A 14,811-nucleotide genomic window follows, 5' to 3' on the forward strand; every position below is an offset into this window, starting at 1 on the left:
CTAAACTGCGGATTCAATAACCCGGAGAACGTGCCATGAGCCGCTCAGAAACCGACAGCCTGGGTTCCGTGGAAGTCGCCGACGAGGCCTACTGGGGCGCCCAGACCCAGCGCTCCCTGGAGAACTTCGCCATTGGTGCCGAGCGTATGCCGCTCGCCATCATCCATTCGCTGGCGCTGATCAAGAAGGCCGCTGCGCGCGTCAACGGCCGTGATGGTGACCTTCCGCCGAATGTCGCCCGGCTGATCGAACAAGCCGCCGACGAAGTGCTCGCCGGCAAACACGACAGCCAGTTCCCCCTGGTGGTCTGGCAGACCGGCAGCGGCACCCAGAGCAACATGAACGTCAACGAAGTCATTGCCGGCCGCGCCAACGAACTGGCCACCGGTAGCCGTGGCGGCAAAACCCCGGTGCACCCCAATGACCACGTGAATTTCGCGCAGAGCTCCAATGACTGCTTCCCTACCGCGATGCACATCGCTGTCGCCCGGGCGGTCCAGCATGACCTGCTGCCGGCCATCGGCGAACTCTCCGGAGGTCTCGCCGAGCAGTCGGTACGGCACGCCCACCTGGTGAAGACCGGTCGCACCCACATGATGGATGCGACCCCTATTACCTTCGGCCAGGAGCTTTCGGCCTTCGTCGCCCAACTCGACTACGCCGATAAAGCCATTCGCTCAACCCTGCCCATGGTGCTCGAACTGGCCCAGGGTGGGACCGCTGTCGGCACCGGCCTGAACGCCCCGCATGACTTCGCAGCCGCCATGGCAGCGGAACTGGCGGCACTCACCGGCTTTCACTTCATTTCCGCACCCAACAAGTTCGCCGCACTGGCAGGCCATGAGCCGTTGGTCGCCTTATCCGGCGCCCTGAAGACGCTTGCAGTGGCCCTGATGAAAATCGCCAATGACCTGCGTCTGCTGGGCTCCGGCCCACGCGCCGGTTTCGCCGAGGTGAAACTGCCGGCCAACGAGCCAGGCAGTTCGATCATGCCCGGCAAGGTCAACCCGACCCAGTGCGAAGCCCTTTCGATGCTGGTTTGCCAGGTCCTCGGCAATGACGCGACCATAAGCTTCGCCGCGAGCCAGGGGCATCTGCAACTGAACGTGTTCAAACCGGTGATCGCGCACAACATCCTGCAGTCCATCCGCCTGTTGGCCGATGGCTGCCGCAACTTCCAGCAGCACTGCGTGGCCGGATTGCAGCCCGACGCCGGGCGCATGGCCGAGCATTTGGAACGAGGCCTGATGCTGGTCACCGCACTGAACCCGCACATTGGCTACGACAAGGCCGCGCAGATCGCCAAGAAGGCTTATGCCGAAAACACGACGCTGCGCGAAGCAGCCCTGCAACTGGGCTACCTGACCGCCGAAGAATTCGACACCTGGGTACGCCCGGAAAGCATGCTGGAGGCGGGTCACCATGGCTGACGGAGCGAAACACGGCGCCACCCCGCTGGAAGGCGATGGCAAGCGCATTCTGATGATCCTTGGCACTCCCAAAGGCGGCAGTCTCTGCCATGCCTTGAGCGAAGCCTATGCCCAGGGCGCACGCAGCGAAGGCCATGTGGTACGAATGCTCAAGCTGGGAGAGCTGGAGTTCGACCCGGTCCTGCGCGAAGGCTATGACCGGAGCCAGAACCTCGAGCCGGACCTGCTGGAAGCCCAGCGGCAGATCCACTGGGCCGAGCACCTGGTGTTCATTTATCCAGTCTGGTGGGGAGGCCTGCCTGCCCTGCTCAAGGGTTTCTTCGACCGAGTGTTCCTACCCGGCTTCGCCTTCCGCTATCGCGGGCAGTCATCCCAGGCCTGGGACAAGTTGCTGAGCGGCCGCACGGCGGACCTTCTGGTGACGCTGGATACCCCACCCTGGTACTTCCGTTGGATCTACGGGGCGCCGGCCCATCGGCAGATGGTGCGCACCATACTCGGTTTCTGCGGCATCAAGACTCGCCGCCTTACCGAATTCTCCCCTGTACGGCCCTCATCGGAAGAGCAGCGACAGACCTGGCTGCGCAAGGCCGAGACCCTCGGTACTCGCTGCTGAGCCTCGAGCCTCACGCAACCTTTCGCGAATGAATTGGCTATGTCCCAGTTGAGTGTTGAAACTGGCTGACCCCCTGTAGGAGCGAGCTTGCTCGTGAATCGCGAGCTTTTCGCGAGCAAGCACTCGGCGTTCCCCTTGCTTCTGCGAGGCTCCTCGCTCGACGCTCTATTCCTGGCCACAGCGAGTGCAGACAGAGCTGTTGAATTCGCTTGTATGTCCTAGGGTGAAACCTGTCGGGGGCGCAGAGCGCGAATTCATTCGCGAATCAGGACCGAGCCCCACATGTCTCAATCGCTCGGCAGGACTGCTGCCTGAATCCGCCGTGCCCGCCAACTGTTCATCAGGGAGGGTGCCAGCGCCGTCAGGGCCGAGCCGAGTACAACCAGCATCGCGCCCCCGTAGGCGATGCCATTGACCAGCTCGGGCTGAACATGGTCCGGCCACAGGTAGGCAGCAGCGGCCACGGAGGCAAAGGTCACCAGCGGGGTGATCGCCAGCGTAGCGCTGACCCTTGAGGCCTCCCAGTGCGCCAGCGCTTCAGCAAAGGCCCCGTAGGCCACCAGGGTATTCAGGCAGCAGGCCAGTAGCAGCCAACCTTGCAGCGGGCTCAACTGGAGCAACTGCAGCGGGTGAGCCCACGGCGTCAGCAGTGCGGCGCATCCCAGGTAGATCACCATCATCACCTGAGGCGAGCTCCAGACCGTCAACAATTGCTTCTGCGCCAGGCCATAGAAGGTCCAGACGAACGCCGAAAGCAGGATCACCAGAACGCCGACGGTGTACTGGGTCATGGAGGTGAACAATTCCTCCAGGCGCTGGTTGAAGAACAATCCGAAACCCAGAACGGTCACCAGCAGCCCGACCACCTGCCCCAGGCTGAAGCTTTCCTTGAAGAAGAACAGGCTGCTCAGCAGGAACAGGATCGGCGCCACCTGGATCACCAGCTGAGTCGTTCCCGGACTGAGCATTTTCAGCCCCATCAGGTAGAACACATAGTTGCCCACCAACCCGCCGATGGCCAGGGCAAGCAACCACCCGCCGCGCGCTCCGAGTGGACGCAAAGGCGGCAAGCGACGCGTCGCAGACAGGAAGAGGAACAGCAGGGTGCCGGACACCACCAGGCGGTACCAGGTAACCGTGACCGGGTCCATGGTCTGCAGAACGGTTTTCAACTTGATCGGCAGGACGCCCCAGAGCACGGCAGTCACAAGGGCGAGGAACAGGCCGTAGAGCCAACGGCCAGAGGAGATATGCATACGCACCTCAGCGGGGCCCCGGTCGGCACCATGCCTCCAGGGCGGGCACACATTCTAGGCCCCGCAGCAGGCGCGGCACAGGAACAGTTCAGCGGGCTTGAGGGTTGAAACTGTACCAGTCGGGCCGCCCGTCGCCCGCCAATGCAGGTGCGTTGGCGCTGATTAGACTCTAAAGATGGGTTCTGAAAGGAGATGCTTCGATGTTGGCTCAACGTGAAACCGATGCAGCAATCGGCACCCATTACCGGAGCGAACGGGTCAGCTCAGTGAATGGACAGTATTTCTTCGCAACCCGCGAGGGCACTCTCGAGGGCCCCTTCTTCACGCGGGTGGATGCCGAGCTGGCGGTACAGCGCTATATCGGCCGAATGCATCAGGCCCAGGCAATCCTCACCGGGCGGGCGCGTTAAGGGGCAGGCTGAATTAACGCATCAGGGTTGATTTCGGCCGACCAGCGAGCCCAACGGTGAGCAATTGCACACGCCACCCTCACGCGAACAGGGTCAATTGCAAAGCCCGGTACAAGGCCGTAATGCTGTTCACATAAGAAATAACGCCGCTTTTCCTTCAGCAGGAGGGCGGCGTTTTTGACTTTACACCATCACGAAGTTATTTCTGCTAAGCAGGTATCTCTCGTAGGAGCGAGCTCTGCTCGCGAACCCGCCTCCTTCGCGAGCAGAGCTCGCTCCTACGGGGCCTTCAGCTTGGTAGCCCGATGAAATCCGGGAAAAGTCCAACTGCTGCACCCGGACTTCATCGGGCTACGAGGTGGCAGACTGCTCCGAAGGCCGATCACGCCCCTCCTCCTATGCGCTGCCGCCAATGCCTAAGTGAACAGCATGACGGCACAAGGCCGGGCTTCGATGATTGACCTGATCGACTCAGCGCACCGCCTCGAACAACCCGGTAGCGCCCATGCCCCCACCTACGCACATGGTGACGATACCGTAGCGTTTGCCGCGGCGTTGCAGCTCACGCACCAGATGGCCGACCTGCCGTGAGCCGGTCATGCCGAACGGATGGCCGATGGAGATAGAGCCGCCGTTGACGTTGTACTTCTCGTTATCGATACCCAGGCGATCGCGCGCATAGAGGCACTGCGAAGCAAAGGCCTCGTTGAGCTCCCAGAGGTCGATGTCGTCGACCGACAGACCGCGCGCCTTCAGTAGCTTGGGCACGGAAAACACCGGGCCGATGCCCATCTCGTCAGGCTCGCAGCCAGCCACTGTGAAGCCGCGGAAAAAAGCCTTTGGCTTGAGGCCGAGCTCGATGGCCTTGTCCAGGCTCATCAGCAGCGTCATCGAAGCGCCGTCGGACAGCTGCGAGGAGTTGCCTGCAGTCACCGAGCCATCTTCGGAGAAGACCGGCTTGAGGGACGCCAGGCCTTCCAGGGTCGTGTCCGCGCGGTTGCAGTCGTCGCGATCCACCACGGTGTCCATTACGGACTTTTCGCCGGTAGCCTTGTCCTCGACGAAGTACTTCACCGTCATCGGCACGATCTCGTCATCGAACAGCCCCTCGGCTTGGGCACGGGCCGTGCGCAGCTGGCTTTGCAGGGCATAAAGGTCCTGAGCCTCACGGGTGACACCGTAGCGGCGAGCGACAATCTCGGCGGTCTGCCCCATGGGGTAGTAGATGCCTGGATGCTGGGCCTTGAGCAGCGGGTTGACGAAATTGTCCTGATTGATGCTCTTGAGGGTCAGGGTGATGGACTCGACGCCACCGGCCACCATCACATCGCTGCAACCCGAGGCGATCTGGTTCGCCGCGATGGCGATGGCCTGCAGGCCAGAGGAGCAGTAGCGGTTGAGAGTCATGCCGGCGACCTGGATGCCCAGGCCCGACAGCACCGCCACGTTGCGGCCGATATTGTGGCCTTGAGCACCTTCGTTGGAGCCGGCGCCCACCACGCAGTCATCCACCAGCGCCGGGTCCAGGTCGTTGCGTGCAAGCAGGGCGTTCACGCAATGGGCGGCCATGTCGTCCGGCCGGGTCATGTTGAACTTGCCGCGAAAGGATTTGGCCAGGCCAGTTCGCACGCTGTCGACTATCACCACTTCACGCATGACGCACCTCGTTCTTGTTCGGATGGAAGGTGAGGCGAGGATAGTTCCTACCAATACTTATCCACCACGATCATTCACTGGACGTATGCGCCGCCATCCCGCACTCATTTGCTCTTGAATGCAGCCTCCAGTGCCTCGTTGAGGGTGCGAAGCACTTTCACCCGGGCGTAGCGCTTGTCGTTTGCCTCCACCAGGGTCCAGGGCGCGATCTCGGTGCTGGTACGATCCACCATGTCGCCCACGGCATCCGCGTAGTGGTCCCACTTGTCGCGATTGCGCCAGTCGTCATCGGTGATCTTGTAACGCTTGAAAGCGATTTCTTCGCGCTCCTTGAAGCGCTGCATCTGGGTTTCCTGATCGATGGACAACCAGAACTTCACCAGCACGATGCCGTAGTTGTGCAGCTGCTCCTCGAAGTCGTTGATCTCGCCATAGGCGCGCAGCCAATCGGACTGTGAACAGAAGCCCTCGACCCGCTCCACCAGCACCCGGCCATACCAGGAGCGATCGAAGATGGTGAACTGCCCCCGCGCCGGCACATGGCGCCAGAAGCGCCAGAGATAGGGCTGCGCGCGCTCCTCTTCAGTGGGTGCGGCGATGGGTACCGTGCGGTACTGCCGCGGGTCCAGGGCGCCAGTGACCCGGCGGATCGCCCCACCCTTGCCAGCAGCGTCGTTACCCTCGAACACCGCCATCAAGGCGTGGCCACGCATGCGTTTGTCGCGCATCAGGCCGGACAGCCGGGCTTGCTCGGTGGCCAGTTGTTCCTTGTATTCGTCCTTGTCCAGCGCGCGGCTCAGGTCAAGGCTGGCCAGGAGGCTTCGATTGTCGAGGCTGGCCACCAGCGGCGCTGCGTGAGGATGGGGTGCGCGCCGCTCCGCCACTTTAAGCGCGGCCTGCAGCCCCTCGAGGATGATCCGCCCAACGCTCAGGCTGCGATAGTTCTCGTCATAGCCCTCGATCACATACCACGGTGCATAGTCACGACTGGTGCGGCGCAGCACACGCTCGCCGAAACGCACGAAACGGTCGTATACCTCGGTCTGTTTCCAGTCCAGAGGGCTGATCTGCCAACTGCGCTGCGGGTCCTTCTCCAGCGTCTTGAGGCGCTCCTTGAGGTGCTTCTTGGACAGGTGGAACCAGAACTTGAAGATCAGTGCTCCTTCGTCGCAGAGCATGCGCTCGAAGCTTTCCACCTCGCCGATGGCTTGGTCCAATCGGGCGTCCTTGATATCACCTTCGACCCGCGCGTAGATCATCTGACTGTACCAATTGCCGAAGAAGATCCCGGTGGTGCCCTTGGGTGGCAATTTGCGCCAGAACCGCCACTGCGGCGGCCGCGCCAGCTCCTCGTCGGTGGGGAGCAGAAAGCTCTCGACATGGATCAGGCGCGGGTCCATCCACTCGTTGAGCAGCTTGACCGTTTCGCCTTTGCCAGCGCCCTCGACACCGTTGATCAGGATGATCACCGGAAAGCGTGCCTGCTCCTTCAGCTCGAACTGCGCATCCAGCAGGGCTTCGCGCAGCTCCAGCACGGCCTTCTCATAGGTTTCCTTGTCAATGGAGTGGCCGATTTCAGCGGATTCGAACATGCAGACCTCCTTGGCTAATGAAGAAAAGGTAGCGGAAGCGCGACGGGATGTCTGGTGCGCCACCGCAGGGATGCACACATTGATCTGAATCTCGCAGTGCCCAGCCAATCCCTCCAATCGGCTACCATTCCCGCTTCGCCGTCACGGAATACCCCATGCCCGATTTTCACCATGCCCGCATTGACTGGGATGAGCGAGGCCTGCCGCTCTCGCGTGAGTTCGACGACGTCTATTTCTCCCCCGACTCCGGCATCGACGAGACGCGCCACGTCTTCCTCGCCGGTAACGATCTGGCCGAAGCATTCGCCGCCCTGCCGCAGCAAAGCCAATTCTGCATCGGCGAAACCGGCTTCGGTACCGGGCTCAATTTCCTCTGCGCCTGGCAGCTCTTCAAACAGACCGCCCCTGCTGGTGCGCGGCTGCACTTCGTCAGCGTGGAGAAGTTCCCCCTAGCCCGCGCCGACCTGGAGCGCGCCCTGGCACTCTGGCCGGACTTGGCACCATTCACCCAGCAATTGCTGGAGCAATACATTGCGATCCATCCCGGCTTCCAGCGCCTGATGTTCGACGGCGGTCGTGTAGTGCTGACCCTGATGGTCGGCGATGCCCTGGACTGTCTGCCGGAACTGGACGCGCGCATAGACGCCTGGTTCCTTGACGGTTTCGCGCCGGCCAAGAACCCGGAAATGTGGAGTACCGAGCTGTTTGCCCAACTGGCCCGGCTGTCACACCCCGGCACCACCCTCGCCACCTTCACCAGCGCCGGTTTCGTCAGGCGCGCGCTTAAAGACGCGGGTTTCCGGATCAAGCGCGTCCCCGGCTTCGGCAAGAAATGGGAAATGAGCAAAGGCGTCTTTGAAGGTGAGGCCACCCTCCAGGCCAAACCCTGGTATGCCCGGCCACGCTATCAGCCGGCACTGCGTGAAGCGCTGGTCATCGGCGCTGGCCTGGCCGGATGCGCCAGCGCCGCCAGCCTGGCCGCGCGGGGCTGGCAGATCACCTTGCTGGAGCGCCACGAAGCCATCGCCCAGGAGGCCTCCGGCAACCCGCAAGGTGTGCTCTACCTGAAGCTGTCCGCCCACGGCACGCCCCTATCGCGGCTGATCGTCAGCGGCTTCGGCCATACCCGTCGTCTGCTGCAACGCCTCGAACACGGCGTGGATTGGCAGGGTTGCGGCGTCCTGCAATTGGCGTTCGATGCGCAGGAAGCGAAGCGCCAGGCCAAGTTGGCCGACGCCTTCCCCCATCAGCTGCTGCACAGCCTGGACCAGCAGCAGGCCGAAGACCTGGCGGGCGTCGCGTTGCCTGCTGGCGGTCTCTACTACCCAGAGGCTGGCTGGGTGCACCCCCCTGCCCTCTGCCGCCTGCTGACGGCCCATCCGAACATCCGCCTGCGGCCCCACTGCGAAGCCCTGGAGCTGCATCGCGAAGACGGTCTCTGGTGCGCCTATGCCAATGGGCAACGCCTCGCCACCGCGCCCGTGGTGGTGTTGGCCGGGGCTGCCGAAGTGCTGCGCTTTCCGCAGACGGTGGATCTTCAGCTCAAGCGCATTCGTGGCCAGATCAGCCGCCTGCCGGCTACGCCACAGAGCGCCGGATTGCGCACGGTGCTCTGTGCCGAGGGCTACGTCGCACCGCCCCGCCGTGGCGAACACACCTTGGGCGCCAGCTTCGACTTCCACAGCGATGATCTGGAGCCGACGGTGGCCGAACATCAAGGCAACCTGCGACTGCTGGAAGAGATATCCCTGGACCTCACCAGCCGCCTGCAAGCCGAACGCCTCGATCCGGCAACACTCCAGGGGCGTGCAGCCTTCCGCTGCACCAGCCCGGACTACCTGCCCATCGTCGGCCCCCTGGCCGATAGCGCTGCCTTCGCAAAGGCCTATGGGGTGCTGGCCAAGGATGCCCGGCAAGTGCCAGACATCACCGCTCCCTGGCTCGATGGCCTCTACATCAACAGCGGCCATGGCTCGCGCGGGCTGATCACTGCGCCGCTCTCCGGTGAGTTGCTGGCGGCCTGGCTGGATAACGAGCCGCTGCCCGTGCCGCGCAGCGTGGCCGAAGCCTGCCACCCGAACCGTTTTGCCCTGCGCCAATTGATTCGCGGGCAGAAGGCATGACCGTTGACCTGTTGCTGCTCGAGGCCCTCGGCATCGGCACTGTGCTCGGTCTGTTGCTGGGCCTGACCGGTGCAGGTGGCTCCCTGGTGGCCCTGCCGCTGCTACTCAGCCTGCACCTGCCATTGCGTGATGCCATCGGCGTAAGCCTCGGCGCCGTCGCGCTCTCCGCCGCTATCGGTGCCATACCGCGGGCCGTTCAAGGCCAAGTGGCCTGGCGCCCCGTGCTGCTGCTGGCCCTGAGCGGCCTGCCCGGCAATGCCGCCGGCCAGTGGTTCGGACGCTTCATCCCGGAGTTCGTCCTGATCCTCGGCTTCTGCCTGCTGGTGCTCTGGTCGGCCTGGCGCATGTGGCGAGGCGCCGGCGTACCCCAGGGAGCATCCGGCGCACTGCGCAGCAGACCGCTGGTGGCGATCGGACTGGCCGTCGGCCTGCTATCCGGGGTGATGGGCGTGGGTGGAGGATTCCTCATCGTGCCAGCGCTACTCTGGTTCACTCCACTCGGGATGCTCGCTGCCACCGCCACCTCGATGGCTGTGATCGCATTGGTTTCCGGTGGCGGCTTCCTGCTCTACCTCAGTGGTGCCCAGCCACCGATGCTGCTGCTCGGCGGCCTGGCTGCTGGCGGAGCGTTGGGGGTGCTCGGCGGCAACCAGCTCGCGGTTCGGCTGGGTGGCGAAACCCTGCAACGTCTGTTCGCCCTGATGCTGGTGGCCGTCAGCCTGTCGCTGGCCGCACAGAAGCTGATCAGCTGAGGCAACTGACGGCATATAACAGATCGATATAAAACTCATGAAACGCTCCTGGGGTCGGACCCCTAGGAGCCTGTTGAGCATGTCCCTCCCCGACGCGCGGGTGCGGCGACCAGGACGCAGACTCCAAGCCCTCCCCAACGGCAACACCGGTAAGGAACTATGTGCGGGATTTCTGGAGAACTGCGTTTCGACAAACAACCGGCCGACCTGGCCGCCCTCGACCGAATCACCCACCACCTCGCCCCTCGCGGTCCCGATGCCTGGGGTTTGCATAGCCAGGGCCCGATCGCCCTCGGCCATCGCCGCTTGAAGATCATGGACCTGGCCGCAGCCTCAGGGCAGCCCATGCTGGACCTGGAATACGGGTTGGCCATGGTGTTCAACGGCGCTATCTACAACTACCCCGAACTACGCAAGGAGCTGCTGGCGCTCGGCTATCGCTTCCATTCCGATGGCGATACCGAAGTTCTGCTCAAAGCCTGGCATGCGTGGGGCAAAGACATGCTGCCCAAGCTCAACGGCATGTTCGCCCTGGCCATCTGGGAGCGCGACAGCCAACGTCTGTTCCTCGCTCGCGACCGCCTCGGCATCAAGCCGCTCTACCTCTCGCGCACCAGACAGCGCCTGCGCTTTGCCTCCAGCCTGCCGGCGCTACTGCAAGGCGGTGACATTGACACCAGTCTGAATGCCCAGGCGCTCAACTATTACCTCAACTTTCATTCTGTAGTGCCGGCCCCGCATACCCTGGTCAAGGGTGTCGAAAAGCTGCCGGCGGCAAGCTGGCTGCAAATCGACGCCGACGGCAACAGCAGTCAGGGCACTTGGTGGCAGCTCGATTACGGTCCCAGCGACTCAGAGCACGACCTCGGCCTGGAGGACTGGCGCGACCTGCTCCTGGCCAGCCTGCGCGACGCGGTGGCAGTGCGCCAGCGGGCAGCCCGAGAAGTCGGAGTGCTGCTTTCCGGCGGAGTGGACTCCAGCCTGCTGGTGGGTCTGTTGGCCGAGGCTGGGGTAGAGGAACTCGCCACCTTCTCCATCGGCTTTGCGGATGCCGGGGGCGAACGCGGTGATGAGTTCGAATATTCCGACCTCATCGCGCACCACTACGGCACCCGCCATCAACAGCTGCGCATAGACGAACATGAGGTTCTGGAGCAGTTGCCCCAGGCCTTTGCCGCCATGAGTGAGCCAATGGTCAGCCATGACTGCATCGCCTTCTATTTGCTGGCGCGCGAAGTTTCCAGGTACTGCAAGGTGGTGCAGAGCGGCCAGGGCGCCGACGAACTCCTTGGCGGCTATCACTGGTACCCGCCGTTGGTGGACACCTGCGATCCGTTAAACAGCTATCGCGCAGCCTTCTTTGACCGCAGCCATCTCGAGTACCAGGCCACCGTGCAGCCCGCCTGGCTGACCGACGACCTGGCAGGCGACTTCGTCCGCCAGCATTTCGAGCGCCCCGGAGCCCTCGATCCGGTAGACAAGGCCCTGCGCCTGGACAGCACCGTGATGCTGGTCGAGGACCCGGTGAAACGCGTCGACAACATGACCATGGCCTGGGGCCTGGAGGCGCGCGTGCCGTTCCTCGATTACCGGGTGGTGGAGCTGTCCGCGCGTATCCCCTCCCGCTTCAAACTGGGTGATGGCGGCAAGCAGGTGCTCAAGGCTGCGGCTCGCCAGGTGATCCCCCACGCCGTCATCGATCGCCCCAAAGGTTACTTCCCGGTGCCCGGCCTCAAGCACCTGCAAGGCCGGACGCTCGGCTGGGTGCGCGAACTGCTGCTGGACCCGAGCCAGGATCGCGGCCTGTTCCAGCCAGCCATGCTCGAACGCCTGCTGGCCAGCCCATCCGAGGACATCACGCCGTTGCACGGTTCGAAACTGTGGCAAATGGCAGCGCTGCATCTCTGGCTCAACCAGCAGGGCATCTAGGAGGAATCCCATGAAAGCTTACATTCAGCACAGCCAACGCCTGCTCCGCGGCCAGCCACCAACCTACCAACGCTTGCAAGCGCGTCTGGCCGAAGGGCACCAACCGGGGCAGCGCGCCCCGCAAGTACTGCACTGCGGCTGGGGCCGCCTGCTGCTCGGCCACACCTTTTCGACGCCCGCCAGCCTCGCGCAGGAGCTGCTGGCCGAACGGACCGGCGAACGTGACATCGCGCTCTACGTGGCAGCGCCGCAGCAGGTCCTGGCGCAGGCACCACAGCAACTCTTCCTCGACCCATCCGACACATTGCGACTCTGGTTCTCCGACTACCGGCCAGCGCACCGAGGCTTTCGTGGCTTTCGTATCCGCCGCGCACAAAGCAATGCCGATTGGCACGCCATCAACCAGCTCTACCGTTGCCGCGGCATGCTGTCGGTTAACCCGTCCTGCATCACCCCGCGCCACCTCGGCGGGCCGGTGTACTGGCTGGTCGAAGACGAAGCCAATCACCAGATCATCGGCAGCGTCATGGGCCTCAACCACACCAAGGCCTTTGCCGACCCCGACGGCGGCTCCAGCCTCTGGTGCCTGGCGGTCGATCCACAGTCCAGCCGGCCCGGCATCGGCGAAGCGCTGGTGCGGCATCTGGTCGAACACTTTCTTAGCCGAGGCCTGAGTTACCTCGACCTGTCCGTGCTGCATGACAATCACGAAGCCAAGGCCCTTTACGCCAAGCTTGGCTTTCGCGAGCTGGCCACCTTCGCCGTCAAGTGCCGCAACAGCATCAACCAGCCGCTGTTCATTGGCCCGGGGCCCGATGAGCAGCTCAACCCTTATGCACGCATCATCGTCGATGAAGCGCTGCGCAGAGGCATCGACGTGCAGGTGGATAATGCCGAGGGTGGGCTGTTCAGCCTCAGCCATGGCGGCCGCCGCATCCGTTGTCGTGAGTCCTTGTCCGACCTCACCAGCGCAGTGAGCATGACGCTCTGCCAGGACAAGCATCTGACTCATCGGGCCCTGGCCCGTGCGGGCCTGCGACAGCCCACGCAACGACTGGCGGGCAGCGACAAGGCGAATGCCGCCTTCCTGGCCGAGCATCGCCGCCTGGTGGTCAAGCCGGTGAATGGCGAACAGGGCCAGGGCGTGGCGGTGGACCTGCGCACGCTCGACGAGGTACGGGCAGCCATCGACAACGCCCGGCATTTCGACAGTCGGGTGCTGCTGGAGAGCTGCCACGACGGACTGGACCTGCGGGTCGTGGTGATTGGCTTCGAAGTGGTCGCCGCCGCGATTCGCCGCCCCGCTGAAGTGGTGGGCGACGGCCAGCGAACCTTGCACGAGCTCATCGAACGGCAAAGTCGTCGACGTCAGGCTGCCACAGGCGGCGAAAGCCGCATCCCGCTGGACGGCGAGACCGAGCGCACCTTGCGCGCGGCCGGTTACGGCTACGACGACGTGCTGCCCGCGGACATCCGCCTGGCCGTGCGGCGCACTGCGAACCTGCATACCGGCGGAACCCTGGAAGACGTCACTGCCCGCCTGCATCCTGCCCTGGCGGAGGCGTCGATCCTTGCCGCCCGCACCCTGGAAATACCGGTGGTAGGACTGGACCTGCTGGTGCCCGCCGCCGACCAACCCGACTACATGGTGATCGAAGCCAACGAGCGCGTTGGCCTGGCCAATCACCAGCCGCAGCCTACCGCCGAGCGCTTCATCGATCTGTTGTTCCCGCTCAGTCGGACGCCTTCCTGAGACCGGAGGAGAACGCAGGCGCTGCTGAGCGCAAGGAGACGCCATGACTACCCGCATCCCCGAGCCCGACCTCACCTACCTGCAGCGAGTGCTGCTGGAAATGCTCGCCATACCCAGCCCCACAGGCTTCACCGACACCATCGTGCGCTATGTCGCCGAGCGCCTGGATGAGATCGGTATCCCCTATGAGCTGACCCGGCGCGGCACGATCCGCGCCACCCTCAAGGGTCGCCAGAACAGCCCGGACCGTGCCGTATCCGCGCATCTGGACACCATTGGCGCCATCATCCGCGAGATCAAGGACAACGGACGCCTGGGCCTCGCTCCGGTCGGCTGCTGGTCCAGCCGCTTCGCCGAGGGCAGCCGCGTCAGCGTGTTCTGCGACAGCCGCGTCCTGCGCGGCAGCGTGTTACCGCTGATGGCCTCCGGGCACGCCTTCAATACGGCCGTCGACAGTCTGCCCATCAGCTGGGACCACATAGAGCTGCGGCTCGATGCCTACAGCACCACTCGCGCCGACTGCGAAACCCTGGGGGTGGCGATTGGCGATTTTGTCGCCTTCGACCCACTGCCCGAATTCACTGAAAGTGGCCATATCAGCGCACGCCACCTTGATGACAAGGCAGGCGCCGCCGCTTTGCTCACGGCGCTCAAGGCGATTGTCGAGGCGGGGCTGGAGCCGCCCATCGACTGCCACCCACTCTTCACCATCACCGAAGAAATCGGCTCCGGTGCGGCAGCCGCATTGCCTTGGGACGTCAGCGAGTTCGTCAGCATCGACATCGCCCCGGTCGCCCCAGGCCAACACTCCAGCGAGCATGCCGTCAGCGTCGCCATGCAGGACTCCGGCGGCCCGTACGACTTCCACCTCTCACGCCACTTGTTGCGCCTGGGCGAGGAACACGCGATTTCCCTGCGCCGGGACCTGTTCCGCTACTACCACAGCGATGCGCAATCGGCGGTGGCCGCCGGCCATGACATCCGCACCGCCCTGCTCGCCTTCGGCTGCGACGCCACCCACGGCTACGAACGCACCCACCTAGACAGCCTGGAGGCTCTGGCGCGCCTGCTCGGCGCCTATCTGCTGAGCCCCCCGGTGTTCGACTCCGACGCCCTCAGCCGCCAGCAATCGCTCGAAGCCTTCAGCCACCAATTGGAGCACGACGCCCAGATGGAGAGCGAAACCCGCGTCCCGACCGTGGAAAGTCTGGTTGGCAAAGGAGACAGCAGCGCTTGATGGGCGACGCGGCGGCAGGCAAAGTGCCAGACAAGGAAGCAACAACAACATGGGTAG

11 protein-coding genes are annotated in these 14,811 nt (G+C 63.8%); 8 read left to right on the forward strand and 3 right to left on the reverse strand.

All coding sequences use genetic code 11. From position 1 onward, the window contains the following. Positions 1 to 35 precede the first annotated feature (35 nt). The gene (locus tag J7302_RS15325; RefSeq protein ID WP_215376350.1) at positions 36 to 1,430 is read left to right on the forward strand and encodes a class II fumarate hydratase; all 1,395 of its coding nucleotides are present in this window, start codon (positions 36 to 38) and stop codon (positions 1,428 to 1,430) included. Beyond that, positions 1,423 to 2,046 (forward strand): NAD(P)H-dependent oxidoreductase, encoded by a 624-nt coding sequence (locus J7302_RS15330; protein WP_215376354.1) that lies wholly within the window; start codon positions 1,423 to 1,425, stop codon positions 2,044 to 2,046. Before J7302_RS15325 ends, J7302_RS15330 begins: the two co-directional genes overlap by 8 nt. A 287-nt stretch (positions 2,047 to 2,333) precedes the next feature. Here the strand turns inward: J7302_RS15330 and J7302_RS15335 are convergent, their stop codons facing one another. Continuing rightward, positions 2,334 to 3,302, reverse strand: coding sequence for a DMT family transporter (locus J7302_RS15335; RefSeq protein WP_215376357.1), 969 nt, complete (start codon positions 3,300 to 3,302; stop codon positions 2,334 to 2,336). Positions 3,303 to 3,502: 200 nt separating this feature from the next. On the opposite strand from J7302_RS15335, the gene J7302_RS15340 reads away from it, so the two are divergent. Continuing rightward, the gene (locus J7302_RS15340; RefSeq protein WP_215376360.1) at positions 3,503 to 3,712 is read left to right on the forward strand and encodes a DUF6316 family protein; all 210 of its coding nucleotides are present in this window, start codon (positions 3,503 to 3,505) and stop codon (positions 3,710 to 3,712) included. Positions 3,713 to 4,183: 471 nt separating this feature from the next. On the opposite strand, the gene J7302_RS15345 is transcribed toward J7302_RS15340, so the two are convergent. Then, on the reverse strand, positions 4,184 to 5,368 hold the full coding sequence (locus tag J7302_RS15345) for a thiolase family protein (RefSeq protein ID WP_215376363.1): 1,185 nt from the start codon (positions 5,366 to 5,368) through the stop codon (positions 4,184 to 4,186). A gap of 104 nt (positions 5,369 to 5,472) precedes the next feature. Then, a complete protein-coding gene (gene pap, locus J7302_RS15350) occupies positions 5,473 to 6,960 on the reverse strand; it encodes a polyphosphate:AMP phosphotransferase (RefSeq protein WP_215376366.1) in 1,488 nt (495 codons plus the stop codon). 155 nt (positions 6,961 to 7,115) lie between these two features. On the opposite strand from pap, the gene mnmC reads away from it, so the two are divergent. The 5 genes from mnmC (at position 7,116) to J7302_RS15375 (ending at position 14,754) form a co-directional block, all read left to right on the forward strand. After that, positions 7,116 to 9,083 (forward strand): bifunctional tRNA (5-methylaminomethyl-2-thiouridine)(34)-methyltransferase MnmD/FAD-dependent 5-carboxymethylaminomethyl-2-thiouridine(34) oxidoreductase MnmC, encoded by a 1,968-nt coding sequence (gene mnmC, locus J7302_RS15355; protein ID WP_215376369.1) that lies wholly within the window; start codon positions 7,116 to 7,118, stop codon positions 9,081 to 9,083. Then, positions 9,080 to 9,835, forward strand: a complete 756-nt coding sequence (locus tag J7302_RS15360) for a sulfite exporter TauE/SafE family protein (protein WP_215376372.1) — start codon at positions 9,080 to 9,082, stop codon at positions 9,833 to 9,835. Before mnmC ends, J7302_RS15360 begins: the two co-directional genes overlap by 4 nt. Before the next feature lie 159 nt (positions 9,836 to 9,994). Beyond that, a complete protein-coding gene (locus J7302_RS15365) occupies positions 9,995 to 11,764 on the forward strand; it encodes an N-acetylglutaminylglutamine amidotransferase (RefSeq protein ID WP_215376376.1) in 1,770 nt (589 codons plus the stop codon). Positions 11,765 to 11,774: 10 nt separating this feature from the next. Next, positions 11,775 to 13,517, forward strand: coding sequence for an N-acetylglutaminylglutamine synthetase (ngg, locus tag J7302_RS15370; RefSeq protein WP_215376380.1), 1,743 nt, complete (start codon positions 11,775 to 11,777; stop codon positions 13,515 to 13,517). A gap of 43 nt (positions 13,518 to 13,560) precedes the next feature. Continuing rightward, entirely contained in the window at positions 13,561 to 14,754 is a 1,194-nt protein-coding gene (locus J7302_RS15375; protein ID WP_215376383.1) for an osmoprotectant NAGGN system M42 family peptidase, read from the forward strand. Positions 14,755 to 14,811: the final 57 nt, after the last annotated feature.

The sequence above is a fragment of the Metapseudomonas boanensis genome, assembly GCF_018704125.1.
Lineage (GTDB): Bacteria > Pseudomonadota > Gammaproteobacteria > Pseudomonadales > Pseudomonadaceae > Metapseudomonas > Metapseudomonas boanensis.